Source organism: Streptomyces sp. NPDC048057, from assembly GCF_040653095.1.
In the GTDB taxonomy this organism is placed as follows: Bacteria; Actinomycetota; Actinomycetes; order Streptomycetales; family Streptomycetaceae; genus Streptomyces.
The window spans coordinates 58,382-81,976 of sequence record NZ_JBEZNF010000001.1 but is presented as its reverse complement, the minus strand read 5'-3'; the positions used below and the strand labels follow the sequence as shown (position 1 = coordinate 81,976).

At 72.7% G+C, this 23,595-nt stretch carries 18 protein-coding genes; 8 read left to right on the top strand and 10 right to left on the bottom strand.

The genetic code is table 11. The features are described from left to right. Positions 1-72 precede the first annotated feature (72 nt). Entirely contained in the window at positions 73-1,047 is a 975-nt protein-coding gene (locus AB0E05_RS00385; protein ID WP_361956323.1) for a helix-turn-helix domain-containing protein, read from the top strand. A 4-nt stretch (positions 1,048-1,051) separates the two neighbouring features. Next, the gene (locus tag AB0E05_RS00380; protein WP_361956320.1) at positions 1,052-1,618 is read left to right on the top strand and encodes a DUF1707 domain-containing protein; all 567 of its coding nucleotides are present in this window, start codon (positions 1,052-1,054) and stop codon (positions 1,616-1,618) included. A 92-nt stretch (positions 1,619-1,710) separates the two neighbouring features. Here the strand turns inward: AB0E05_RS00380 and ccsB are convergent, their stop codons facing one another. The 7 genes from ccsB to hemL all read right to left on the bottom strand — a co-directional run bounded on the left by ccsB (position 1,711) and on the right by hemL (position 9,853). Then, on the bottom strand, positions 1,711-2,796 hold the full coding sequence (ccsB, locus tag AB0E05_RS00375; protein ID WP_361956317.1) for a c-type cytochrome biogenesis protein CcsB: 1,086 nt from the start codon (positions 2,794-2,796) through the stop codon (positions 1,711-1,713). Beyond that, a complete protein-coding gene (locus AB0E05_RS00370) occupies positions 2,793-4,784 on the bottom strand; it encodes a cytochrome c biogenesis protein ResB (protein WP_361956314.1) in 1,992 nt (663 codons plus the stop codon). The genes ccsB and AB0E05_RS00370 overlap by 4 nt, the downstream gene beginning before the upstream one ends. A 4-nt stretch (positions 4,785-4,788) precedes the next feature. Beyond that, positions 4,789-5,547 (bottom strand): cytochrome c biogenesis protein CcdA, encoded by a 759-nt coding sequence (locus tag AB0E05_RS00365; RefSeq protein ID WP_361957221.1) that lies wholly within the window; start codon positions 5,545-5,547, stop codon positions 4,789-4,791. Positions 5,548-5,581: 34 nt separating this feature from the next. Then, entirely contained in the window at positions 5,582-6,181 is a 600-nt protein-coding gene (locus AB0E05_RS00360) for a TlpA disulfide reductase family protein (protein WP_361956311.1), read from the bottom strand. Positions 6,182-6,268: 87 nt separating this feature from the next. Continuing rightward, a complete protein-coding gene (locus AB0E05_RS00355; RefSeq protein ID WP_361956308.1) occupies positions 6,269-7,528 on the bottom strand; it encodes a hypothetical protein in 1,260 nt (419 codons plus the stop codon). A 304-nt stretch (positions 7,529-7,832) separates the two neighbouring features. Further along, on the bottom strand, positions 7,833-8,540 hold the full coding sequence (locus AB0E05_RS00350; protein WP_361956305.1) for a histidine phosphatase family protein: 708 nt from the start codon (positions 8,538-8,540) through the stop codon (positions 7,833-7,835). Continuing rightward, positions 8,537-9,853, bottom strand: coding sequence for a glutamate-1-semialdehyde 2,1-aminomutase (gene hemL, locus AB0E05_RS00345; RefSeq protein ID WP_361956302.1), 1,317 nt, complete (start codon positions 9,851-9,853; stop codon positions 8,537-8,539). The genes AB0E05_RS00350 and hemL overlap by 4 nt, the downstream gene beginning before the upstream one ends. Before the next feature lie 283 nt (positions 9,854-10,136). Between hemL and AB0E05_RS00340 the strand changes: the two genes are divergently transcribed. From AB0E05_RS00340 to fxsT, 5 genes are all read left to right on the top strand, one after another. Then, positions 10,137-10,736, top strand: a complete 600-nt coding sequence (locus tag AB0E05_RS00340) for a hypothetical protein (RefSeq protein ID WP_361956299.1) — start codon at positions 10,137-10,139, stop codon at positions 10,734-10,736. Positions 10,737-11,100: 364 nt separating this feature from the next. Beyond that, a complete protein-coding gene (locus tag AB0E05_RS00335) occupies positions 11,101-12,072 on the top strand; it encodes a trypsin-like peptidase domain-containing protein (protein ID WP_361956296.1) in 972 nt (323 codons plus the stop codon). Beyond that, positions 12,069-13,655 carry a hypothetical protein gene (locus AB0E05_RS00330; RefSeq protein ID WP_361956293.1) on the top strand — a complete coding sequence of 529 codons (1,587 nt, stop codon included), beginning with the start codon at positions 12,069-12,071 and terminating at the stop codon, positions 13,653-13,655. Before AB0E05_RS00335 ends, AB0E05_RS00330 begins: the two co-directional genes overlap by 4 nt. Before the next feature lie 45 nt (positions 13,656-13,700). After that, positions 13,701-14,930 (top strand): AAA family ATPase, encoded by a 1,230-nt coding sequence (locus tag AB0E05_RS00325; protein WP_361956290.1) that lies wholly within the window; start codon positions 13,701-13,703, stop codon positions 14,928-14,930. Beyond that, entirely contained in the window at positions 14,927-19,726 is a 4,800-nt protein-coding gene (fxsT, locus tag AB0E05_RS00320; protein WP_361956287.1) for an FxSxx-COOH system tetratricopeptide repeat protein, read from the top strand. Before AB0E05_RS00325 ends, fxsT begins: the two co-directional genes overlap by 4 nt. A 184-nt stretch (positions 19,727-19,910) precedes the next feature. Here fxsT and AB0E05_RS00315 read toward each other — a convergent pair whose 3' ends face one another. Beyond that, positions 19,911-21,749 carry an HEXXH motif-containing putative peptide modification protein gene (locus AB0E05_RS00315; protein WP_361956283.1) on the bottom strand — a complete coding sequence of 613 codons (1,839 nt, stop codon included), beginning with the start codon at positions 21,747-21,749 and terminating at the stop codon, positions 19,911-19,913. Then, positions 21,746-21,955, bottom strand: coding sequence for a hypothetical protein (locus AB0E05_RS00310; RefSeq protein ID WP_361956280.1), 210 nt, complete (start codon positions 21,953-21,955; stop codon positions 21,746-21,748). Before AB0E05_RS00310 ends, AB0E05_RS00315 begins: the two co-directional genes overlap by 4 nt. 145 nt (positions 21,956-22,100) lie before the next feature. Here AB0E05_RS00310 and AB0E05_RS00305 point away from each other — a divergent pair, with 145 nt between their 5' ends. Next, positions 22,101-22,433 (top strand): CU044_2847 family protein, encoded by a 333-nt coding sequence (locus AB0E05_RS00305; RefSeq protein ID WP_361956277.1) that lies wholly within the window; start codon positions 22,101-22,103, stop codon positions 22,431-22,433. Between the two features lie 112 nt (positions 22,434-22,545). Here AB0E05_RS00305 and AB0E05_RS00300 read toward each other — a convergent pair whose 3' ends face one another. Further along, a complete protein-coding gene (locus AB0E05_RS00300) occupies positions 22,546-23,571 on the bottom strand; it encodes a helix-turn-helix domain-containing protein (protein WP_361956274.1) in 1,026 nt (341 codons plus the stop codon). Positions 23,572-23,595 lie beyond the last annotated feature (24 nt).

Sequence of the window (23,595 nt, the reverse complement as noted above, 5' to 3'; positions counted from 1 at the left end):
CCGTGGCGCGAGTCCGCGTCGGACCAGCGGTGCCACAGACGTCATCCGCCAAGAGACCGAGGGGGAACGGTCATGAGGACGGTGTTCAGTACCGAGGAACTCGACCCCGGAGAGCAGTTCGACAGCTGGTGTACGAGGATGTCCACGAGCTACGCGCCCGCCGAGACGTGGACCGAGGACCCGGACGACTTCCTGGCCACGCACCGGTTGCTCGACCTGGGGGTGCTGCGGATCTCCGCGATCGGCAGCCCGCCCGTGCGGATGCGGCGCACCGAGCGCCACGTCCGCCAGTCCGCGCCCGAACTCTTCCTCCTCGCCCGTGCAAGGGCGGGAGGAGCCGCGATCGACCAGAACAGGTGCCAGGGGGTCCTGGAACCGGGGAACCTGCTGCTCTACAGCTACGCACGGGCGCACGACGCGCACCTCGCGCCCGACGGGCGGACGGAGATGGTGGAGCTGACCGTCCCCAGATCCCTCGTGCCGCTCGCCACCCCGCAGCTCGACCGGCTCCTCGCCACCCCGTTGCCCGTCGCGGACGGCCTGGGAGCGCTGCTGGTGAACGTCATGGAGCGGCTCACCGACGAGTCGGTACCTGTCACCTCCGCGACCGCGCCCCTGCTGGCGCAGGCCGCGCTGGCCCTGACGACCGCGTTCCTCACCCACGTCAGCGATCCGGAAACGCCGTCGGAGGCCCATCCGCACGCGCTCGCCCTGGAGATGCGCGCGTTCGTCGACGACCACCTGCGCGATCCCGAGCTCACGCCGGCCCTGATCGCCGCCGCGCACCACGTCTCCGTACGGACCGTGCACCGCTGCTTCGAGCCGTGCGGGACCACCCCCGCGGCGTACGTCCGCGAACGCCGGCTCGACCAGGCGCGACGCGATCTCGTCGACCCGCGGCTGCGGTCCACGCCGATCCACGCCATCGCCGCGGCGTGGGGGTTCCCGCGCGCGTCGGACTTCTCCCGGGCGTTCCGCACCCGCTACGGGCGACCGCCGAGCGAGTACCGGGCCATGACGGACCGGGACCGTGCGGCATTAGAGTGAGGCGGTGACGCCCTTACCCCAAGACCGGCCATCGGAAGACCCGTTGCGGCGGATCGGCGACGCCGATCGCGACAGCGCCGTGGAGCGCCTGAAGAAGGCGTACGCCGAAGGTTTCGTCTCCCACGAGGAGATGGACGTCCGGCTGCACCAGGCCCTCACCGCCGAGAACCACGGCGACCTCGCGTCGGCCCTGGCCTCGTTGCCCGTGGAGGAGTCGGCGCCGGCGTCCACGTCCACCATCGCCGCCGCCGGCGGGCGGATCAAGCGGCGCGGGGTCTGGCGGGTGCCGCGGACGCTGAAGGTCGAGTCGGCGTACGGGCGGGTGCACCTGGACCTGTCGAAGGCGGTCTTCGAGCACCCGGTGGTCGACATCGAGCTGGCCCTCGGCACGGGGCGGGCGAAGATCACGGTGCCCCGGGACGCGACCGTCGACCTCGACGGGCTCCGGACCGGGTGGAAGGACTCGCGCTACGTGCCCCGCAGCAGTCGGGACGGCCGCGACGGCCCCACGATCCGGATCACCGGCGCGATGGGCTTCGGCCGGCTGAAGGTGCGCCACGCACGGCGCTGACGGCGCCGCGCACCCCGTACGGAAGGCGAACGCCCCGCCGGTCATCGCGACCGAGCGGGGCGTTCGCCGTCGTACGACGAGCGGGCGGGGCGTCACGCGTACGAGTGCAGGCCCTGCACGAACATGTTCACGCCGTAGTAGTTCCACAGCCAGCACACGAAGGCGATCAGGCCCAGCACCGCCGCCTTGCGGCCCTTCCAGCCGGCCGTGGCGCGGGCGTGGAGGTAGCCGGCGTAGGCGACCCAGGTGATGAAGGACCAGACCTCCTTGGGGTCCCAGCCCCAGTAGCGGCCCCAGGCGGACTCCGCCCAGATCGCGCCGGCGATGATCGTGAACGTCCACAGCGGGAAGACGGCCGCGTTCACCCGGTACGCGAACTTGTCGAGGGTCGCGGCGGACGGCAGGCGCCCCAGCACGGAGACGGCGAAGTCGCTCGGCTTCTCACCGCGGGCGAGCTTGGCCTCGTGGTAGTCGCGGAAGAGGTAGAGCATCGAGCCGACCGCGCCGATGTAGAAGACCGCGCCGCAGATGATGGCCGTGGAGACGTGGATGACCATCCAGTACGAGTCGAGCGCCGGGACGAGCTGGTCGCTCTCGGTGTAGAAGACGGCGACGGCCAGACACAGGTCGGCGAGGATCGTCAGGATCAGCGGCAGGCCGAGCCAGCGGACGTTCTTCTTCGCGACGAGGAGGGCGAGGTACGCGCCGACCGCCACCGCGCCGAAGGTGATGGAGAACTCGTACATGTTCCCCCACGGCACCCGCCGCACGGAGATCGCGCGGGTGATGACGCCGCCCGTCTGGAGGATCCAGGCGAGGGCGGTGAGGGAGATGGCGATGCGGCCGTACAGGTCGCCCTTGAACGTGCCGCCGGCGGCGCCCGGGCCGTCGGGGACGTCGCGGGTGCCGGCCGCGGAGCGGGTGACCACCTTCGGCTTGTCGAGGACGGCGGTGGAACCCTGCTGGCCCTGCCTGCCGCGCACCTGGACGGAGACGGTCCGGTCCTGGGCGGCCTCCGGGGTCAGCGCGGCTGCGGTACGGCCGACCTTGCTGCGGCTGCCGAAGATCCACTCGGCGATGTGCGCGAGGAAGGCGAGGGTGTAGACGGCCATCGCCGAGTAGATCAGGACGTTGCTGATCTCGGCGAAGGTCTCGTTGGTAGCGGCGGCGAGAGTCACTTCTCAGCCCCTTCGGCGGAAACTTCGGTGTGGTGAGGGTCGGCCTTGCCAGCCTCGTTGGCGGGTTCGGCGGATGGTGCGGTGCCTGCTGGTGCTTGCGGTGGTGAGTCGGCGTCGGACGGCTCGGACGGTGCCGATGACGCATCCGGCGCGGAGTCCGACTCTACGTCCGCACCGCCCGCCGGCTTCGACCCGCCCTCGCCCTCGGGCTCGGCGTCGGGCCCGGCGCCCTGCTCGGACTCCGGCTCGGGGTCCGCCGCCGGCGGCGCCTGCTCGTACAGCCGCAGGGCCAGTTGGCCCAGCTCCTCCGGCAGCTTCGGGGACTCGCTGCGGCCCAGGCCGGCCATCTCGAGGACGGTGACGCCGTCCTTGCCGGTGGTGACCCGCACCCACACCCGACGCCGCTGGACGAAGAGGGAGGCCGCGAGGCCGACGATGGCGGCGACCGCGCCCGTGAGCGCCCAGCCGTTGCCCGGCTGCTCGGAGATCTGGAAGCTGGCCCACTCCTTGATGTCCTTCTCGAAGGTGATGGAGCCGGCGCCGTTCGGCAGCGTCATCGTCTCGCCGGGCAGCAGCAGCTGCTTGAAGATCTCGCCCTTCTCGTCCTTGAACTGCTCCAGCTTGGCGGTGTCGAGCTGGTAGACGTTCTGCGGGATGCCGGAACCGCTGCTGATGGTGCCGCGGTAGGCGTTCAGCGCCAGGACGGGGAAGTCCAACCCGGGGTACTGCGAGAACATCGAGCTGACCTCGTGTCCGCCGAAGGTCGGGACGAACCACGCCTTGAAGCCGAGCTGGTCCTTCTTGCCGTCCTTGTCGCGGTAGCCGTCGAGCACCTTGATCGCGCCGGACGAGGTGATCATGCCGTCGACCGGCAGCAGCGGGACCGGGCGCTTGTCGACGACGACCTTGCCCCGGCCGTCCCGGACGGTGACGACCGGCGCGTAGCCGTGGGCGAGCAGATGGACCTTGGTGCCGCCGACGTTGAGGGGGTCGTTGACCTTGATGACGGCGTCCTGCTCCTTGCCGCCGGGCTTGGCCCAGCGCACGGACGCCTCGAAGGTGCGGGCGGTGCCCTTCTGCGGGCCGGAGCGCTCGTACGTGGCGTCGAAGCTCTTGAGGTCGAACCAGAACGGGTCCAGGCCGTCCCGGTCGTACAGGGCGCCGGAGCGGAAGTCGTCGTACTGCGTGAGCGTGTTGGAGAAGCCGTCGCCCTCGACGACGAGCTTGCCGCCCTCGGACTTGAAGAGCTGGCCGGCGGCGAAGGCCAGCAGCATCACGATCAGCGAGATGTGGAAGATCAGGTTTCCGGCTTCGCGGAGGTAGCCCTTCTCCGCGGCGACCGCGTTGCCGACGACGTGCGCGCGGAAGCGGCGCTGCTTGAGGACGCCGAGCGCGGCCTCGCGGACCTCGTCGGGGTCGGCGTCGGTGCGCCAGGTCGTGTACGCGGGCATCCGGGTCAGCCGGCCGGGGGCGCCCGGCGGGCGGCTGCGGAGCTGGCCGACGAACTGCCAGGTGCGCGGCACGATGCAGCCGATGAGGGAGACGAAGAGCAGGATGTAGATCGCGGAGAACCACACCGAGCTGTAGACGTCGAAGAGCTGGAGCTTCTCGAAGACCGGCGCCCAGAACTCGTTGTTCTCCTTCCAGGTCTCGACCTTGAGGTCGTCGACCATGCGCTGGGGGATCAGCGAGCCCGGGATGGAGGCGAGGGAGAGCAGGAAGAGCAGGATCAGGGCGACCCGCATGGAGGTCAGCTGCCGCCAGAACCAGCGGATCCAGCCGATGACGCCGAGGGTGGGGCCGCCGGTGAGCTCCTCGCGGGGGGCGGTGGACAGCTGGGCGCCGGCCGCCTCCTCCTGCCGTGCCTCGGCCCGTTGCGCCTCGACCTGCGCGTCGGTCTGCCGCGCGTCCGTCTGCTGCGCGGTGTCGTTCTTCGCGTCGTCGTTCTTCGCCGTCCCGGACTGCGCCGGCGTTGTCGTCTTGCTCATCGGGTCAGATCCCTACCGTGAAGCCCGTGGACCAGACCTGCATCTGCTGCATCATGACGTCCCAGACGCCGGTCAGCATGAGGAGTCCGGTCGCGATCATCATGATGCCGCCGGCGCGCATCACCCACACGTAGTGCTTCTTCACCCAGGCGAACGCGCCGAGCGCCTTGCGGAAGGCGATCGCGGTCAGCACGAACGGCAGGCCCATGCCGATGCAGTACGCGACCGTGAGCGTCGCCCCGCGGCCCGCGCTGCCCTGGTCGGCCGCGAGCGTCAGCACCGCGGCGAGCGTGGGGCCGATGCACGGGGTCCAGCCGACGCCGAAGAGCGCGCCGAGCACGGGCGCCCCCAGCAGGCCGGTGGTCGGCTTGGTGTGGAAGCGGAACTCGCGGCGGGTCATCCAGGGCATCGCGCCCATGAAGAAGGCCCCCATGAGCACCATCAGCACCCCGAGGATCTTCGTGAGGGTCCCCCTCTCCTCCTGGAGGGTGGCGCCGAAGAAGCCGAAGAGCGCACCGCCCGAGACGAAGACGACCGTGAAGCCGAGGACGAAGAGGGAGGCGCCGAGGGCCATCCGACCGCGCTTGGCCTCCGCCAGGTCGGTGCCGCCGATCCCGGTGACGTACGAGAGGTAACCGGGGACGAGCGGCAGGACGCACGGGGAGAAGAAGGAGACCAGTCCGCCGAGGACCGCGATCGGTATGGCGACGACGAGGGCGCCACCGAGCACGGTGGAGTTGATGTCTGTCGAGGCGAGCACCATCGCTGAGCCTGCGGACTCCACGTACGTCACGGGATCACTTCTCCGCGATCACGGGGTCGACCATCTTGCGCAGGTCCTTCTCGGAGATCGCCTTGAGCGAGCGCGCCGCGACCTTGCCGTCCCGGTCGAGCACGACCGTGGAGGGGATGGCCTGCGGGTGCAGCGTCCCCTTGGGGAAGCCGCTGATGATCAGCTTGCCCGCGGGGTCGTACAGGCTCGGGTACGCAACGCCGTACTCCTCCTCGAACTTGATCGCGTCGCCCTTGGTGGAGTCACGGGTGTTGAGCCCCACGAACTCCACGCCCTGCGCCTTGGTGTCCTTGGCGACCTTGGCGAAGGCGGGGGCCTCGGCGCGGCAGGGCTCGCACCACGAGCCCCAGACGTTCAGCACGACGACCTTGCCCTTGAGGCCGGCGACGTCGAGGGACTCGCCTTCGAGGGTCTCGCCCGCAACCTTCCCGATCGCCTTGCGGTCTTCCTTGGCGACGGTGGAGATGCCGCCGGTGTCGGTGACGAAGTTCGTCTGACCGCCGCCACCGGACGTTCCTCCGTCGGTGCAGGCGGACAGGGTGAGCGCCCCGGTCACCACGAGGGCGGCCGTGAGGGCAGCGCGATGCGCACGGCTGAGGCTCATGTGAAAAGTTTCGCATGGCTGATTCAGCGATCTTTGGGACCCCCCTCGATGCCCGCAAGGCCCCCATTCGACGGCCGGCGCCCCTTGTCAGGAAGTCCTAAGAAAAGTGTTCCAACCGCCTTCCGGCGCCCGGCCCACATCGAGGGTGCGGAGCTTGGTGAGGACGGCCGGGTCCTGGACGTCGAGCCAGTCGCAGAGCTGTCGGAAGGAGACGAGCCGTACGTCCTTCTTCCCCGCCATGCCGCGGATCGCCTCCTCCACGGCGTCCATGTATATGCCGCCGTTCCACTGTTCGAAGTGGTTGCCTATGAACAGCGGGGCGCGATTGGACTCGTACGCCCGGCGGAAGCCGGCCAGGTACGCGCCGGCGGCCTGCTTGCGCCAGCCGGCGCGTTTGGCGACCGCGCCCTGGGTGGCGTTCCCGGACTGGTTGACCATGAAGTTGTAGTCCATCGACAGCACTTCGAAGGAACGGCCGGGGAAGGGCACCTGCTGGAGCGGGAAGTCCCACAGGCCGCCCCGCCTCCCGGGCCAGACCTGGCGACCGCCGGGCGAGCTGGCGTCGTAGCGCCAGCCCAGCTTCTTCGCGGTGGGCAGCAGCCGGTCCTGGCCGAGCAGACAGGGGGTGCGGCTGCCGACGAGTTCCTTCGCGTAGTCGAAGGGCAGCGGGTCGACGTCGGAGAATCCGGTGTGCGTGCGCCACTTCGTGACGAAGGACACGGCCTGGTCTATCTCGTTCTCCCAGTCGGCCGGGGTCCAACGGGCCACGGAGCGCGCGCTTTCGCCGCAGAAATGGCCGTTGAAATGGGTACCGACCTCATGGCCGGAAAGCCAGGCGCGGCGCACTTCGCCGAGCGTCTTCCTTATGTTGGCGTCGGTGAGGTATCCGATGTCGGACGCGCCGGTGCGGTTGTTCGGCGGGCGGTAGAGGTCCTTCTTGGACTCCGGGAGGAGATAGAGGCCGGAGAGGAAGAAGGTCATTCCGGCATTGCACTCGTCGGCGACCTTGAGGAAGCGGGAGAAGAGCCCGCTGCCGGTCTCGCCCGCGCCGTCCCAGGAGAAGACCACGAATTGCGGCGGGGCCTGACCGGGGGCGAGCGGAGTGGGCGCCGGGGGTTGCTTCGGCTGCTTTCCGGTGTCGGCCGTGGAGCCGTCGCCGATGGGTTTCGCCGGGGCGGTGGGCGACGGAGTGCGGCCGACGCCGCCGTCGCCCTTCGCTTCGCCGTTCCCCCGGCCGCCGCCACTGCCGCCGAGGGCGCCGCAGCCGACGAGTCCGGTGGCAGCCGCGGCTGCCAGTCCCGTGCCGATCGCTTTGCGTCGGGTGATTCGCCCGTTGTCGTTGCGCATTGCCGTTCCCGTCCCCGTCCCCGTGGATTTCTCCGTACATGGGGGTGAGAGGTCACAGCAGAGCCATGGGTTCCGCAAATACGACGCGTGTTGCCCAATGGTGACATGTGGGGCCTGCCCGGCATGCCGTGGATCGCGCTCCCTTGTGCCTCTGGACAGAGCCGCCGTAACCCTGCGGGAGCGTTTGGTGTCCGCGGCCCGGTGGTGGGCTTGTCGCGCGTTCCCCGCGCCCCTGTTTCGCTGCCCTTGTCGGTCATCCGCAGGCAAACGGCGGCTCTGTCCAGGTGCGCACCCGCGGATGCGGCTACGCGCCGAACGCCTTCGACTTGCCCTTCACCGGCTTCGCGCCCGCCCGCAGGTGCTCCGGGACAAGGTCGATCGCCGGCTCCGTGTACCCCACCGAGACGATCTTGTCGCCTTCGTAGGTGAACGAGGTCAGCGAGGCGAGGGTGCACTGCCGGCGGCGCGGGTCGTGCCACAGCCGACGCCGCTCGACGTAGCTGCGGACGATCCAGATCGGCAGCTGGTGGCTGACGCAGACCGCCTCGTGGCCGCGGGCCGCGTCCCGGGCCGCGTCCAGCGCGCCCATCATCCGTACGACCTGGTCGACGTACGGCTCGCCCCAGGACGGGCGGAACGGGTTGGTCAGGTGCCGCCAGTTCCCCGGCTTGCGCAGGGCACCGTCGCCGACGCCGAAGGTCTTGCCCTCGAAGACGTTCGCCGCCTCGATCAGCCGGTCGTCGGTGGCCACGACCAGGCCGTGGTTCTTGGCGACCGGGTCGGCGGTCTCCTGGGCACGCTCCAGCGGGGAGGCCACGACGTGCGTGACGTCCCGGCCCGCCAGCGCCTCGGCGACCTTGTCGGCCATCTGCCGGCCCAGCTCGGACAGGTGGTACCCGGCGCGGCGGCCGTAGAGCACGCCGTCCGGGTTGTGCACCTCGCCGTGGCGCATCAGATGGACGACGGTCCGCTCGCCGCCCCCGCCCGCGCCCGGGCTCTGCTGCGCGCTCATGCGGTGGCCTCCGCTGCGGCGCGGGCGGCGGCGGGCAGCGCGGCGGCGACCTTCTCGATCGCGCGCTCGTCGTGGGCCGCGGAGACGAACCAGGACTCGAAGGCGGACGGCGGCAGGTAGACGCCGTCGGCCAGCAGGGAGTGGAAGAAGGCGTTGAAGCGGAAAGCCTCCTGCCGCTTGGCGTCCTCGTACGAGCGCACCTCGGCGTCCGTGAAGAAGACGGAGAACATGTTGCTCGCGCTCTGGAGCCGGTGGGCCACGCCCTCCTTGGTCAGCGCGTCCGTCACCAGGGCCTGGATCTGCGCGGAGACCGCGTCCACCCGCGCGTACGCCGCGTCGTCCAGCAGCCGCAGCTGCGCGAGGCCGGCGGCGGTGGCGATCGGGTTCCCGGAGAGGGTGCCGGCCTGGTAGACGGGGCCGGCGGGGGCGAGGTGGCCCATCACGTCCGCCCGACCGCCGAAGGCCGCCGCGGGGAAGCCGCCGCCCATCACCTTGCCGAAGGTCATCAGGTCCGGCGCGACGCCCTCGACGCCGTACCAGCCGGCCTTGCTGGTGCGGAAGCCGGTCATGACCTCGTCGGAGACGAAGAGCGCGCCGTGCTCGCGGCACAGGTCCTTCAGCCCCTGGTTGAAGCCGGGCAGCGGCGGGACCACGCCCATGTTGCCGGGGGACGCCTCCGTGATCACACAGGCGATCTCCCCGGGGTGCGCGGCGAACGCGGCGCGCACGGCCTCCAGGTCGTTGTACGGGAGCACGACGGTCTCCCCCGCCTGCGCGCCGGTGACGCCCGGGGTGTCCGGCAGCCCGAACGTGGCCACGCCCGACCCGGCGGCGGCCAGCAGCGCGTCCACGTGTCCGTGGTAGCAACCCGCGAACTTGATCACCTTCGCCCGGCCGGTGAAGCCGCGCGCCAGCCGGATCGCCGACATGGTGGCCTCGGTGCCGCTGGAGACGAGTCGCACCTGCTCGACGGGGGCGACCCGGGCCACGATCTCCTCGGCGAGCGCGACCTCGCCCTCGCCCGGCGTGCCGAAGGACGTCCCGCGGGCCACCGCGGCCAGCACGGCCGCCTGCACCTCGGGGTGGGAGTGGCCGAGGATCATCGGTCCCCACGAGCAGACGAGGTCGACGTACTCGCGTCCGTCGGCGTCGGTGAGGTAGGGGCCGCTGCCGGAGACCATGAACCGGGGCGTGCCGCCCACGGCCCGGAAGGCGCGCACGGGAGAGTTGACGCCGCCGGGCGTCACGACGGAGGCGCGGTCGAACAGCGCCTGCGAAACTGGGGCTTCGTATGGATACGACACTTTGGCCACTCTGTCCTGATCTGCGATTCGAGGGTGGGGCGGCCGGGGCCCGTCGGACGGTGGATCTCGGCCACTGGTGAGGGAGGAGCGGGAGCTGCTCCGTATTACGGAACGGCGTCAGCCTCCTCGCATCTGCGAAACTGGGGCCATACAGGGAAGACTCATGCAATCCATGGTGTCAGAGGCCCGGAGCGTTCCTCACGGACAGGTGTTTCACCCGTCGCTCGTGGGGGAGGTCACTGTCACGATGATCGGGTTGCGCGGCGGGGGCTGCGAGTGGTCGGGTGGAGATATGTATCGCGGTGGCGGACTGGGCGAAGGGACCGACGACCTGGGTCCTGAGCCCACCAGGCGGGGCAGGCACCGGCGGGGCGACGCGGACGCGGACGCACGTGCACACGCGCATGCGGACGCGGAAGCGAACGCGAGCGCCTCGGCAGGCAGGAGCGCCCGCGTGGGAGTGACCTACAAGTACTTCGGCGCACCGGACGGCGCCACCGCGGCGAGAGTGCCGATCTCGATGCGCCCGGAGGAGCTGGGCGGCGACGAGCTGGGCATGGGCGGGCTCTTCACCAAGATCAAGCCCGAGACCATAGCCGCGATGGTCCTCACGGGCATAGAAGGCATGCCCCTGCACAAGGTCCCCCCGCTGGAGCTGGTCGTCCTCCACCCCGACTACGCCGTCGTCAAGCTCCCCACGACCGTCGTCGACCCGCTGCGCGGCGTGGGCGAGGAGTCCGTCGGCGCCGCGGCCTTCATCTGGTCGACGGTCCCGGACCGCGGGGGCCCGCGCGATGCGTTCAACGTCTACCAACTGCTCCACGAGTGGCAGGATTTCAGCCATCGTCTGCACGAGGCGGGGCACCAGCCGTACTGCCTGGTGTGGCCGTGAGGCCCGGCGGCGCGGTGTGAACACCCCGACGAAGCCCGGGTCCTGAGCGACAGCGCCCCGGGTACGGCGCCGCCGTCCCCCACCGCCGGGTCCAGCAGGTCCACCCGAGCGCCCGACGCGTCCTCCCCCTGAACCGCCTCGTCCCGCGGCCCGACGCGCTGCACGGTCCGCCCGGCGCGGCCGAGGGCGGGGCGGGGGCCGATGGTTCGTCCGGGGCGCAACCGGTAAAGCTCCGGGGTGCACGGAGCTTTACGTGCTTCGGATGCGCCCCGTTCGTACGCTACGCGGGTGGATGTGTCCGGGGCTGCCCTACGGCGGGGGAAGGGACGTGGTGGCAGTGGACGAGGGGGAACGGGCGGGGAGGGTGCGCGTTCTGACGGCGGGTGGTGGCGTGTTGGGCGCCGGCATCCTGCTGGCGTCGGGGACGGTGCTGACCTGTGCGCACGTGGTGTCCGCTGACGGGGGTCGCGGCGCGGAGGCGGGGCGGTCCGTACGCCTCGACGCTCCGGGCGGTCCGCGGGGCCCGGGCGGGACGGCGGACGTGGTGCCGGGCGGATGGTTCCCCGGGCCGTTGGCCGGTGGCACGGGCGGCGACCTGGCCGTGTTGCGGACCGACTGGGTGCCGCCCGACGGTCTGGCGCCCGCGCGCCTGGGGCCGTGCGGCGAGCCGGACCGGCGCGAGGTCCAGGTGTACGGACATCCGGCCGGCGCGGTCGACGGCCTGTGGGCGACGGTGCGGCTGGCGGGGCGCGGCGGGCCGCACCGGGAGTGGGTCCAGTTGGAGGGGAGCCAGCCGCAGGGCGCCCGGATCGAGCACGGGTTCAGCGGCGCGGGGGTGTGGGACCCGGTGGCACGGCGGGTGATCGGGATGGTCACCGCGGCGTACACGGACCGGCAGGCGAAGGTGGCGTGGATGCTGCCGACGGAGGCCGCGGCGCGGCTGTGGCCGGCCCTGGCGCCGCTGGTGGCGCCGCCCGACCGGTTCGCCGGACCGGCGCTCCCGGCGCAACGCACGGCGCACCGGGTGCGATTACCGTCCGACCGGGACCAGTTCGCGCTGGCCGACGCCCTGTTGCGCGTGGACCAGGTCGAGGAGGACGGCGCGGCTGCGCTGCGCCGGTTGCTGCCGCCGGGCATCCGCGGCGCGATCCGCACCAGCTCCCGCCCCCGGCTCCAGGTCTTCTACGTGGTCCAGGGCTGCGTCGACCACCGGGACGGCAGACGGGCCCTGGTGGACGCCCTGCGGCTGCTGGACGACGAGTCGGCGCCGGCGCGGCGCGCCCTGGAGCTCTTCGACGAGTTGTGGCCGGCGGCTGCGGGAGGCGAGGCCCCGTGACGTCCGCCCAGAGTTCCTGGGGGCCGCCGAAGATCCTCATCGACGCGCTGGAGGCCCTGCCGTGTCTGGAGGAGCCCGCGCTGCTCCACGAGTGCGCGCGTCAGGTCGGCCGGGCGCTGGGCGTCACGATCGCGGTGCCCGAGAGCAGCCGCCGCCGGGTCGCGCTGCTGTTCCTGCTCAGGGAAGTGATGCCGTACCCGGACGGGTTCCAGGTGCTGGGGAGCGTGGTGTCGGCGCTGGAGGGCGAAACGCGCCACATGGCGCGGGTGCGCACCGCCATCGCGCTCGCCGAGGTGCCGGTCTTCCCGCCCGACAGTTGGGAGCGGCTGATGGAGCTGCTCGGCGGGCTGGAGGTGCTCGACATCGTCGGGGCGTTCCGGGCGGCGCTGGGCCGGCTCCCCGAGGACCTGCCGCAGCACTGCACGGAGCCGTGGTCGGCGGTGCTGTACGCGGCCACGCTCAACGCCCGGCCCGGCGAGCCCCTGCCGTGCGTGCTGCTGGTGGAGCTGTTCGCCCGGCACGCCGCGGGCCAACAGCAGAAGGACCTGCTCAACTGGGCGACGGAGCACCGGTTGCAGCCGGACGGCACGGGGCGGACCGTGCTGGCGGTCGGCGGCGACGGCCCGGCCGACGCGCTGGTCCCGGTGCCCGGCGACGACGGCACCCGGGTCGACGGAACGCCGGACGGCGGCGCCCGCCACGGCGACCACGGCAGCGTCCGTACGGCCGTCGCCCCGCCCCGGGCCGTGGCGCCCGCCGTGTGGGCCCCCGGCGCCTGTCTGCTGATCCGGCTCCGCCCGCTGCCGGACCCGGACCACGAGGGGGAACTGCTGCTGTCGTACTGGCGGCAGACGGGCGGCCCGGCCCCGTACCCGGTGCGCGGAGGTGATCTGCGCGTGGACGTGGCGGAGCTGCCCGAGCACGTGAAGGCCCTGGTGGAGCAGGCCGAGACGGGCTGGGCGTACTTCTGGAAGGAGGACCTGACGCTGGAGTTCCTCTTCCCGCGCGATCTGCTGGACCTCCCGGTGGAGCAGTGGGAGAAGCGCGGCTTCCTCGACGCCAGCGGCACCCTCGGGGAGGACCACCCGGTGGTGCTGCGCAGCCTCGAACGGATGGAGCGCGCCGACACGCACGGGCGCTGGGCCAAGCGTTGGGACGCACTGGTGGCCGACCGCGGGGGGCCGGTCCACTGGTTTCCGGCCGACGGCCGTGCCCGGTTGCTGACGGATCCGCCGCCGGTGGTGGTCGTCCTCAGCGAACCTCCCGGCCGCCCGAAGGGCCGCCGCTCCGGCGTCGATGAGCTGGGGGAGTCGCTGCGGGCCGGGGTCCCGATCGTGATCTGGGACCGGCGCGGCGGCGTCGATCCCGCCTTCCGCGACGAGTTGCTGAAACTCACCGCTCGGCAAGGGATTCGACAACTACCCGACGCAGTCAGGTCGTTGCGCATTGAGGCGGGGGGCGAGGATCCTGAGGGCGGCTCCTCTATGCTCGGCCGGCACGCAGCACTGCTCTGGGACGACCCGTACCGCCTACCGGGCGAGCGGGGAGACGCGGCGGACACGTCCGCCCAGGGGGGAGGGTAGGACCAGATGCCTCCAGACGGCGGCGCACCCAGGGAGACGCGTCCGATGGGCGACTCACACGCGGCGGGACCGCCACCGCACCCGCGGCCGGGCGACGACGACGGCGGCAACGGATTCGGGGCGCCCCCGGCCGACCGCGGCACCGGCGAGCAGCGCTGGTGGATCTACCGGGGCACGGGAGCGCCCCTGTACGACACCAGCCTGCGCGAACTCCTCCCGCCGCCGCCCCCGTGGCGCCGCTTCGCCGGCGGACCGGTGGTGCCACCGCCGCCGCCCGACGACGAGGAGGTCGAGCGCCGGCTCGGTCGGGTCCACACCGCCTCCTCCGGCTCCGAACACCTGCGGCGCGAGGCCGACATGGTGAACGCGGCGCTGCTGCTGCGCCGCCCCCTGCTCGTCACCGGTCGGCCCGGCACCGGCAAGTCCTCCCTGGCGTACCGGATCAGCCGGGAGCTGCGGCTGGGGCGGGTGCTGCGCTGGCACATCACCAGCCGCACCACCTTGCGCTCGGGCCTGTACGACTACGACGCCATCGGCCGGGTCCAGGACGCGGCGGCGTTACGCACCCTCGCCCCGTCACCTGCCCAGCTCGCCCCGCCCGCGCCCGGTGCCGCGTCCGACGCCGCTCCGCACGAGGACGAACTGCCCGGCATCGGCGACTACCTGCAACTCGGGCCGCTGGGAACGGCGTTGCTGCCGTACGAACTGCCGCGCGTCCTTCTCGTCGACGAACTGGACAAGTGCGACCAGGACCTGGCGAACGACCTGCTCAGCGTCTTCGAGGAGGGGCAGTTCCCGGTGCCGGAGCTGGTGCGCGCCCGGCGTCTGCACCCCCGGGTGACCGTACTGACGGACGATCCTCAGCGCACCGCCGAGATCGTCGACGGGCAGGTCGCGTGCCGGGCGTTCCCCGTCGTGGTGATCACCTCCAACGGCGAGCGGGAGTTCCCCCCGGCCTTCCTGCGCCGCTGTCTGCGGCTGCGGATGCCGGACCCGAGCCGCCCCCAGCTCGTCGACATGGTCATGGCCCATCTGCGGGAGGCCGTGCACGGGGCGCCGGATCCGGCGCGGGCCGACGAGCTGGTGGACCGGTTCCTGCGCAACAGCAGGGAGCGCGGCGGCCTGGCCGTCGACCAACTGCTCAACGCCGTCTTCCTGGCGACCTCGGGACGCTTCCCCGGCGACGACGAGGACGGCAGGGAAGCCCTGGAGGACCTGGTGGACGCGCTGTGGCACCGGCTCGACGGAGCGGGGGCGGAAACGAGGCCAGGATGACGGCGCCGGCGTCGCCCGCGGACCCCCCGCCCCCCGTCCGCGACGCGGGGCCGGAGGCGGGGCACGGGTCGGCCCCGGAGCGGGAGTTGCCGACCTGGACGGAGCTGGCGGACGCGCTGTACCTGGCGGCCTGGCAGGACGCGGCCGTACCGCTGTTCGACGTGCCGGGGCGGGCGGCGCTCGTGCGCGGCGAACGGCCCCGGAAGGACGGCCGCCCGGACCCGGTGCCCCCGGAGGTACGCCCCCTGCGCCCGCCCGTCGCACCCCGGACGGACACGACGGCTCCCCCGCTCGTCGAGCAGGCCGAAGGCCCCGAGGGCTCCGAGGGCTCCGAGGGCTCCCTTCCCGACGAGCAGCAGCCCCCGGAGGCGAGCGCCCCACCACGGGACACGCCCACGCAGCCCGCCCCGCCCTCCGAACTCTCCTGGGCGCGCGCGGCCCTGAGACGACCGCGCCTCCCCCGCCGCCCCGCCGACGACGCCCGCCGCCCCGCCCAGCCCCGGCTCGCAGACTCCCTCGCGCTCGGCAGGGCGCTGCGCCCGCTGCGGCTGGTCGACACCTCGCCCCACGCCCGGGAACTGGACGAGGAGGCGACCGCGGAGCAGGCCGCGCTGACCGGCGTGTGGGCGCCGGTGTGCCGGACCCTGCCCGAGCGCCGGCTGGACCTGCTCCTGCTGGTGGACGCCAGCGCGTCGATGGCCCTGTGGTCGCACACCGCGCACCAGATCGCCGAGCTGATGGAGCAGTTGGCGGCGTTCCGCACCGTACGGACGGTCCGCTGGGACCTCGACGACGACGCGGCGGGCGCCACAGCCGCCCCCGAGGTCCACGGACGCGCGGGGCAGTTGCTGCTCGCCGTCACGGACGGCGGACACCGCGCCTGGCGCACCGGCCGGGCCGCCTCGCTGCTGCACCGGCTCGGCCGCTCCTCCCCCGTCGCCGTGCTCAGCCTGCTGCCCCAGCACCTGTGGGACCTGACGCTGCCCACGGCCACCCGCACCCGGCTGCGCGCTCCGTCGTCCGCCGTGCCCAACCGTGCGTACGAAGCGGACTGGAAGCACCCGCAGGCGGACGCGCTGGGCACGGACCCCGCGCCCCCGGCGGAACTCCCGGGCGACGGCGCCGCCCCCGTCCCCGTGCCCGTCGTCGAACTGCGGCCGGCGTCCCTGGGGCGGTGGGCCCGACTGGTGGCGGCGGACGGCGGCGAGTGGCACGCGCTGGCCTCCCTGTGGACGGCCGAGGACGAGGACCTGCGCTCGGCCGCCGTCGGCCCGGTGCCCGCCTCGCTCCCCGACGTCGTGACCGCCCCGCAGGGCGAAGGGGGCACCGGCGGACGGGCCGAGCCGTCGGCCGTCCAGCGGGCCAGACGGGCCGCGGCCACGGTGCGCCGCTTCCGTGCCGTCGCGTCCCCGACCGCGTACGCCCTGGCGCAGCGCCTCGCCGCGGCACCGCTCAACCTCCCCGTGATGCGCCTGCTCCAACAGGCCCTGCCCGGCGCCCAGTTCTGGAACCTCGCGGAGATCGTGCTGCTCGGTCTGGTGCACCGCAGCGACGAGTCGGCCGACGCCGAGGACGCCCACCGCGTCTCCTTCGACTTCCGGGCGGGCGTACGGGAGGAACTGCTCTCCCGCGGCAGCCGGGTGGAGACGGTGCGCGCCCTGCGCCAGATCGAGCAGGACCTCGGACCGTGGCTCGACGCGGTGTGGGGGGCGGGCGGCAGCGCGCTGGTGGCGCCGGAGGGCGACCATCCCGACCCTCCGATGGCAGAGCACACCCGCCCGTTCGTGGCGCACCTGTACACCGCCCTGTGCGCGGTGTCCGGTCCGTATCTCGCCCGCGCCAACCATCTGGGACGTATGCTCCAGAGCACCGCTCCCGGACGGCCCGCAGCACTCCGGGGAGCCGCCGGGGCCGAAGGCAAGCGGCCATCGGGGTATTCCTCCGGTGAAATGTCGTCAAAGCCGAAGAAACCCCCCGCGGACGCGCTAGATTACGGGCCCTGGACGCCTCTTGATCCACATCAGGCGAACACCCCGCGCTCCGCGGCGACTTCACCCCTGACGCCGTCGACCGCGGCCCTGCCCCCCGCCCCGCCGACGCAGCTGTCTGCCACCGAACCGACGCCCCCGCCCGCGCAGCCGGAGCCGGCGTCCCCCCAGTCCACCCCGCCCGACCAGTCCTCCCGGTCCGCCGGGTCCCCCCAGCCGACGCCGACCCCGTCAGCCCCGCCCAGCACCGCACCCGCACGTCCACGACAAGGAGGCATCGCCGTGTCTGCCGGTCAGCCCGTTGCCCAGGGGCCGCGAAGCCCGCACGATCCGCCCCGCATCTGGGGGAACGTACCGCAGCGGAACCGGAACTTCACGGGACGGGAAGTGCTGCTGGACAGCCTCCGAGAACGGTTGACCGGCGGCGTCGCCGCGGTCCTCCCCGAGGCGCTGCACGGCATGGGCGGCGTCGGCAAGTCGCAGATCGCCATCGAGTACGTGTACCGCAACAGCCGCGACTACCGACTCATCTGGTGGATCCCCGCCGAGCAGGAGAACCAGATCGTCCAGTCGGTGATCGAACTGGGCGAGGAGATGGGCCTCCAGGTGGGCTCCGAACGGAGCGCGGTCCCCGCGGTGCTGGACGCCCTGCGCCGCGGCGAACCGTACCGGGACTGGCTCCTGGTCTTCGACAACGCCGAGAACCCCAAAGTGGTCAGAAAATACTTCCCCAGCGACGGACCCGGACGGATCATCGTCACGTCCCGCAACTTCCAGTGGTCCACCGACGCCAGCTCGCTGGAGGTCGACGTCTTCACCCGCGAGGAGAGCGTCGCCCTGCTGCGCAGGCGCAGCCCCCAACTCCCCGACGAATCCGTCGACCACCTCGCCGCCGCGCTCGGCGACCTCCCCCTGGCGGTCGAACAGGCCGCCGTCTGGCTGGCCGAGACCGGCATGCCGGTCCAGCAGTACCTGGAGGTGTACGAGCGCAACTTCACCGAACTCATGCAGTCGGAGCCGCCCGGGGACTACCCGCTGTCGGTGGCCGCGGCGTGGAACGTGTCGCTGGGCCGGCTGCGCGAGACCCGACCGGACGCCCTGCACCTCCTCCAGGTCTGCGCCTTCTTCGCGCCCGAACCCATCGAGTGGGACCTGTTCTCCGCGGTCCGCGGGATCTCCGTGCCGCCCGAGCTCCAGTCCGCGCTCGACGACCCGGTGAAGCTGGGCCGGGCGATCCGCGAGATCGGCCGGTACGCCCTGGCCCGCATCGACCACCGGCAGAACACGGTCCAGATGCACCGACTGGTGCAGCGCGTGCTGATCGAGCAGATGAACGCGCAGGAGCGCGCCACGATGCGGCACGCGGCGCACCAACTGCTCGCCCACGCCGACCCGAGGAACCCCCAGCGCGTCACCTACTGGCCGCGCTACTCCTCCCTCCTCTCCCACGTCCGGGCCTCCAACGCGGTCGAGTGCGAGGAGCCCTGGACCCGTCGGCTGGTCCTGAACGAGGTGTGGTTCCTGCGCGCCCGCGGCGACCACGCGGGCGCACTGGAACTCGGCGAGCGCGCCGCGGAGATCTGGCGCGGGCACCTGGGCGACGAGGACGAGGAGGTCATGGCGATCGACCACCAGATCGCCCAGGCCCTGCGCGAGCAGGGCGCCGACCTCCCGCGCTCGTACGAGATGCAGTCCGTGCTCGTGGAGCGGTTCCGCCGGGTGTACGGCGAGGCCCACGAGGACACGCTCCAGGCCCAGAGCTTCATGGCCATCCACCACCGCAACCGCGGCGCCTTCGACGAGGCCAGGGAGATGGACCGGCAGGTCTACGAGGCCAGCCAGCGCGAGTTCGGCGCGGACGACCCTGCGACCCTCCTCGCCGGACACAACTACGCGGTGAGCCTGCGGCTGGCCGGCGACGCCGAGAAGGCGCTGGAGCTGGACTACGACACCTGGCAGCGCCGCATCGAGACCCTGGGCGAGGACCACCTCTACACGCTCACCACCCGGGACGCGTACCTGCTCGACCTCCAGGAACTCGGCCGGTACGAGGACGCGCTCGAAGGCTACGAGGTGCTGGCCGAGGAGGTCGCCGAGAAGCTGGGCGAGACGCACCCCTTCACCTCGCTGGTCAACCGCAACCGGGGCGTGACGCGCCGCAAGCAGGGCGACCACGAGGGCGCGTACACGCTCTCCCGCCGGTACGTCGAGCTGACCAGCGAACTCTTCGGCACCAACAGCCGCAACCACCTGTTGTTGTCGGTCAGCCACGCCAACGACCTGCGCCAGATCGGCAAGCTCCAGGAGTCGCGCTGGCTGTGCGAGCAGACGCTGGAGACCCACCGCCTGCGGTACGGCAGGGAGCACCCGCACAGCTACGCCTGCGCGATGAACCTCGCGGTGACCCTCAGGCTGCTCCAGCAGCCGGAGGCCGCGCTGGAACTCGACCGGGAAGCGGTGGAGGGCCTCAGCCGCTCCCTCGGCGCCACGCACCCGCGGACCCTGCTCGCCCGGATGAACCTCGCCAGCGACCACTTCGCCCTCGGCCGCCCCGAGGAGGCCCACGCCATCGACGCGGCCGTGGCGGAGGAGTCGGCCCGACTGCGGGAGAACCACCCGGCGAACCTCGCGGTCCAGCTCAACCTGAGCCACGACCTGAAGGCGCTGCGCCGGACGGAGGAGAGCGAGCAGATGTACGCCGGGGCGGTGAAGCGCTACCGCAGCGCGCTGGGTCCGTCGCACCCGGCGACGACGGACGCGGAGAACGGCCTCCGCGCGAACGCGGACATCGACCTGATCCTCCTGTAGCCCGCGCCCTTGGGGGTGCGGATGCGGATGCCCCACGGCCCGCGCTTCCCTGCGGGCGCGTGGGGCTCTGCGGCCCGTCCGTGGTTGCTCGCAGAGGCCGACGCACCCGCGGAACAACGGCGGGGACGCCGAGACCCGGCGCGGAAGGGGCCGCACCCGGGCGAGGCGCAGCGCAAGCGCCGGGCTACGTCGTGAGCCAGGTCGCGAGTTGGAAGGGGGTCGGGGTGGGGGCGTCCCGTGCCGTCACCGCTCGGCGTACCGCTGCCACCAGCTCCGGGCGGGCCAGGAGCGTTTCCGCCGCCGCCCCGCGCACCGGCAGTGCCAGCGCCGCGCCGATCCACGCCTCCGCGTCCTCCGGGTCCCGCGCCGCCCACGCCGCGTGGTGCAGCGCGGCGCGCTCGGCGTCCCCGGCGACCGTCGCGTACTCGGCCAGGCGCGCGGGGTCCCCGGCCGTCTCCGCCTGCCGGTACCCCCTGAAGAAACGTTTCGGCGAAGACAGCAGATACCGGGCCGACGGGCCGAAGGTGTCGAGCCGGATCAGGTCGGGACGCGGGCGCAGCGTCACGGGCGGCAGGGGCGACGCCGCGCGCCCCGCCGTCCAGGCCGCGGCGAACCCGTCCGCGACCGACCGTTCGACCTCCAGATGGCGCACCCGCCACACCGAGCGCCGCAGTGCGCAGTAGTGCCGGGCCAGCCGACCCGCCTCCGCGTGCACGTCGTCGCCGAGCCATCCCCGCACGTCCTCGACGACCGCCGCCACGAACAGCCGCCCCGCCTCGGTCAGGTCGTCGTCCGTCGCGAGCGACCCGACGCCCTCCAGCACCTGCTCCCTGAGCAGCGCGAACTCGAAGTCCGCGCGCAGCGCCTCCGTCCCGGTCACCCGGGTGCGGTGCCGCCGCCAGAACCGCGCGACGCCGGCGAAGGCGAACACCCCGTGCAGCAGGCCGAGCACCGGCCGCGGATCGCTGCGCCACGGCGCGTAGTGCAGGCGTGGCACGGCCGTGCCGGGCCGGTCGTCCGCCGCCCGCACCAGCGGCACCAGGCCGAGCAGCGCGTTCAGTTGTTGGTGCCGGGCCTCGTGGACCAGGACGGCCGCGGTCTGCGTCGCGTCGTACGGCAGGGAGAGGGTGACCGCGCCGAAGGCGTCCGCGGAGGAGGCGCTGGCGACCAGCCCGCCCCGCGCGGTCCGGAACGGTCGGGGCACGAGCACCCTGACCACCGTCGCGACCGCGCGGGCTTCGTCGGGGGACTCCCGCTCCAGCACGTCGTACGCGCCGGCGATCCGGTCCTGCCACACCCGCAGCCGGCGCTCCCCCATCCGGCCGGGGGACCTCGGGTACCGGGTGAAGTCGCGGTGCGGGGTCACGGTGTCCAGCCGCACCACCGGCGCCGCACCGCTCGACGGGGCCGGCGCGGATCCCGGCGACGGGCGCACCGGAAGCAGCGGGCGCCACCCCGGGGCCGTCGCCGTGGCGGTGCGCGGGAGCCGTACGAACGCGGTCTCCCCCCGGACGACGGCGCCGCGCCGCCCCACCCGCACCTCCGCCTCGCTCCAGCGCCGCCGGGCGACCGGACCCGCCACACCGGCCCCGGGCATCCAGACCATGCCGCGGTGGGCGGGCACCCGCACCACCGCGGGGACCCCGGCGTGCAGGGCAGCCGCGGCGGCCAGCGCCTGGAACTGTCCGAGGTCCGCCCAGAGCGGGGCGGTGGTCTTCGTCAGTGGTGCAGATCCGGCCATCCTGCGCAGCAGGCGCAAGGACCAGGCCATGACGGCCGGATCGCTCAGCACGACCTCGACGGCGTCGGGCGCTTCGCGCTCGACCCGGCACAGCAGGCGCCACGCCCGCTGTTCACTGCCGTCGACGCGGTCGAGCAACGCTCGGATGACCAAAAGAAGTTGGCTGCGCCGACCGGCACGCAGCAGTCGGAGGTCGTCGGCGTCCGCCCGTCCGGTGGCTATCGCGCCCAGCGACCGGCGCGAGATCCGGTGCACGTCCAGCGACGGGGCCCTGACGGTCACCGTCGACCCGGTCCCCGTCCGCGCAGGAACTTCATCTCCTCGCTGTTGGATTCGCCCTGCTGCGCGCCCCAGGCCAGGAGAGCCAGGTGGTCGGCCGTGTTCAACGCGCGTCGCAGCACGGGATCGTCGCTGGAGCGCAGCTCCGTCAAAGAGATTCCGGACAGATCGACGAGGTCGGAACAGAAGTCCTTCGCAGACTCTGCCATACCGTGGTTCCCCCTGAAGTGGTGGTCTGACGGCTCGGGGTGCGCTTCCATGGTGGCTGCATCGGCCCGGTAGCGGAAGACGGCCGCAGGTCATACAGCGAGGTGTCGACACACGCACGGCGAACGGCTCTACGAAGGGGTGGGGATGACGCGTCTGTTGCGGTTCCAGACGGGTGAGGGCGACGGTTCCGTGGTCGTGGAGGTGGCGGAGGACGAGCCCGGGGTGGTCGAGGTGTCCCGGCTCGGGACGGCCGTCGCGGACGCCGCGACGTCGTTCGAGGAGGGCGTCGATCGCATCCGGAACGCGGCGGCCAGCGCCCTGGGAAGGCTCCGGTCCATGCCCAGCAGTCCTGATGAGATCAGCCTGGAGTTCGGCGTGCGGTTCAACGCGGAGCTGGGTGCGGTGATCGCCAGGACGCAGGGGGAAGCGCACGTGACGGTGACGATGACGTGGCGCGCGGAGACGGCCGGCGACTGAACGGCCCCGCGCCCGGCCGCCGTCGGCGGACCGCGGCTGCGCCCTGCCCGTGGCGATCGTCGGGAGCGCCCCGGACCGGGCGCTCCCGGGTACCAGTTCCGGACACGGGCCGTCAGCGGGGTCCGGCGGGGGCGGCCGGACAGGTGCGGGGGAAGGCCCGGCGGTAGTCGCCCGGAGTGACGCCGACGTGGCGCAGGAAGTGGTGGCGCAGATTGTTCGCCGTGCCGAGGCCGCTGAGTTCACCGACCTTCTCGACCGGCAGGTCCGTGGTCTCCAACAGCACCCGCGCCCGGCCCAGGCGCTGGGTGAGCAGCCATTGGAGGGGCGTGGTGCCGGTGGCGGACTGGAGGCGGCGGTAGAAGGTGCGGGGGCTCATGGCGGCGCGGCGGGCCAGGTCGTGGACCGTCAGGGGGCGGTCCAGGTGGGTGCGGGCCCAGTCGAGGACGGGGGTGAGGCCCTCGTCGTCCTTCTCGGGTACGGACAGGTCGATGAACTGCGCCTGGCCGCCCGGTCGGTGGGCGGGGACGACCATCCGGCGGGCGAGCTGGTTGGCGACGCGGGCGCCGAGGTCGCGGCGGACCAGGTGGAGGCAGAGGTCGAGTCCGGCGGTGAGGCCCGCGCTGGTCAGGACGGAGCCGTCGTCGACGTACAGCACGGAGTCGTCGACCTCGACCTTCGGGTAGCGCCGGGCGAGTTGGGCGGTGTGCATCCAGTGGGCGGTGGCGCGGCGGCCGTCGAGCAGGCCGGCCTCGGCGAGGGCGAAGGCGCCGGTGCAGAGGGAGACCATGCGGGCGCCGGCGTCGTACGCGCGGCGCAGGGCGGTGATCAGTTCGGGCGGCAGCGGGCGGCCCTCCTCGACGCAGGGGTCGGGCACCGAGGGGACGATGACCGTGTCCGCGCCCTCCAGGCCGTCGAGTCCGTAGGGGGTGCGCAGGGACAGGCTGACGGCGCTGGTGTCCGCGACGTCGGGTTGGCCCACGCCGTCCCGGGTGCCGCACAGCCGCATCTCGTACCAGGGGTCGGCGAGGTCGGGCTGGGGCTTCCCGAAGACCGTGCAGGGGATGCTCAGCTCGTACAGGTCCCAGGAGGGGAGTCCGATCTCCTCGGTGGCGACGACGGCGACCGTTCCAGCGCTCATGGCCGAAGGCTATGGCCTGACCGC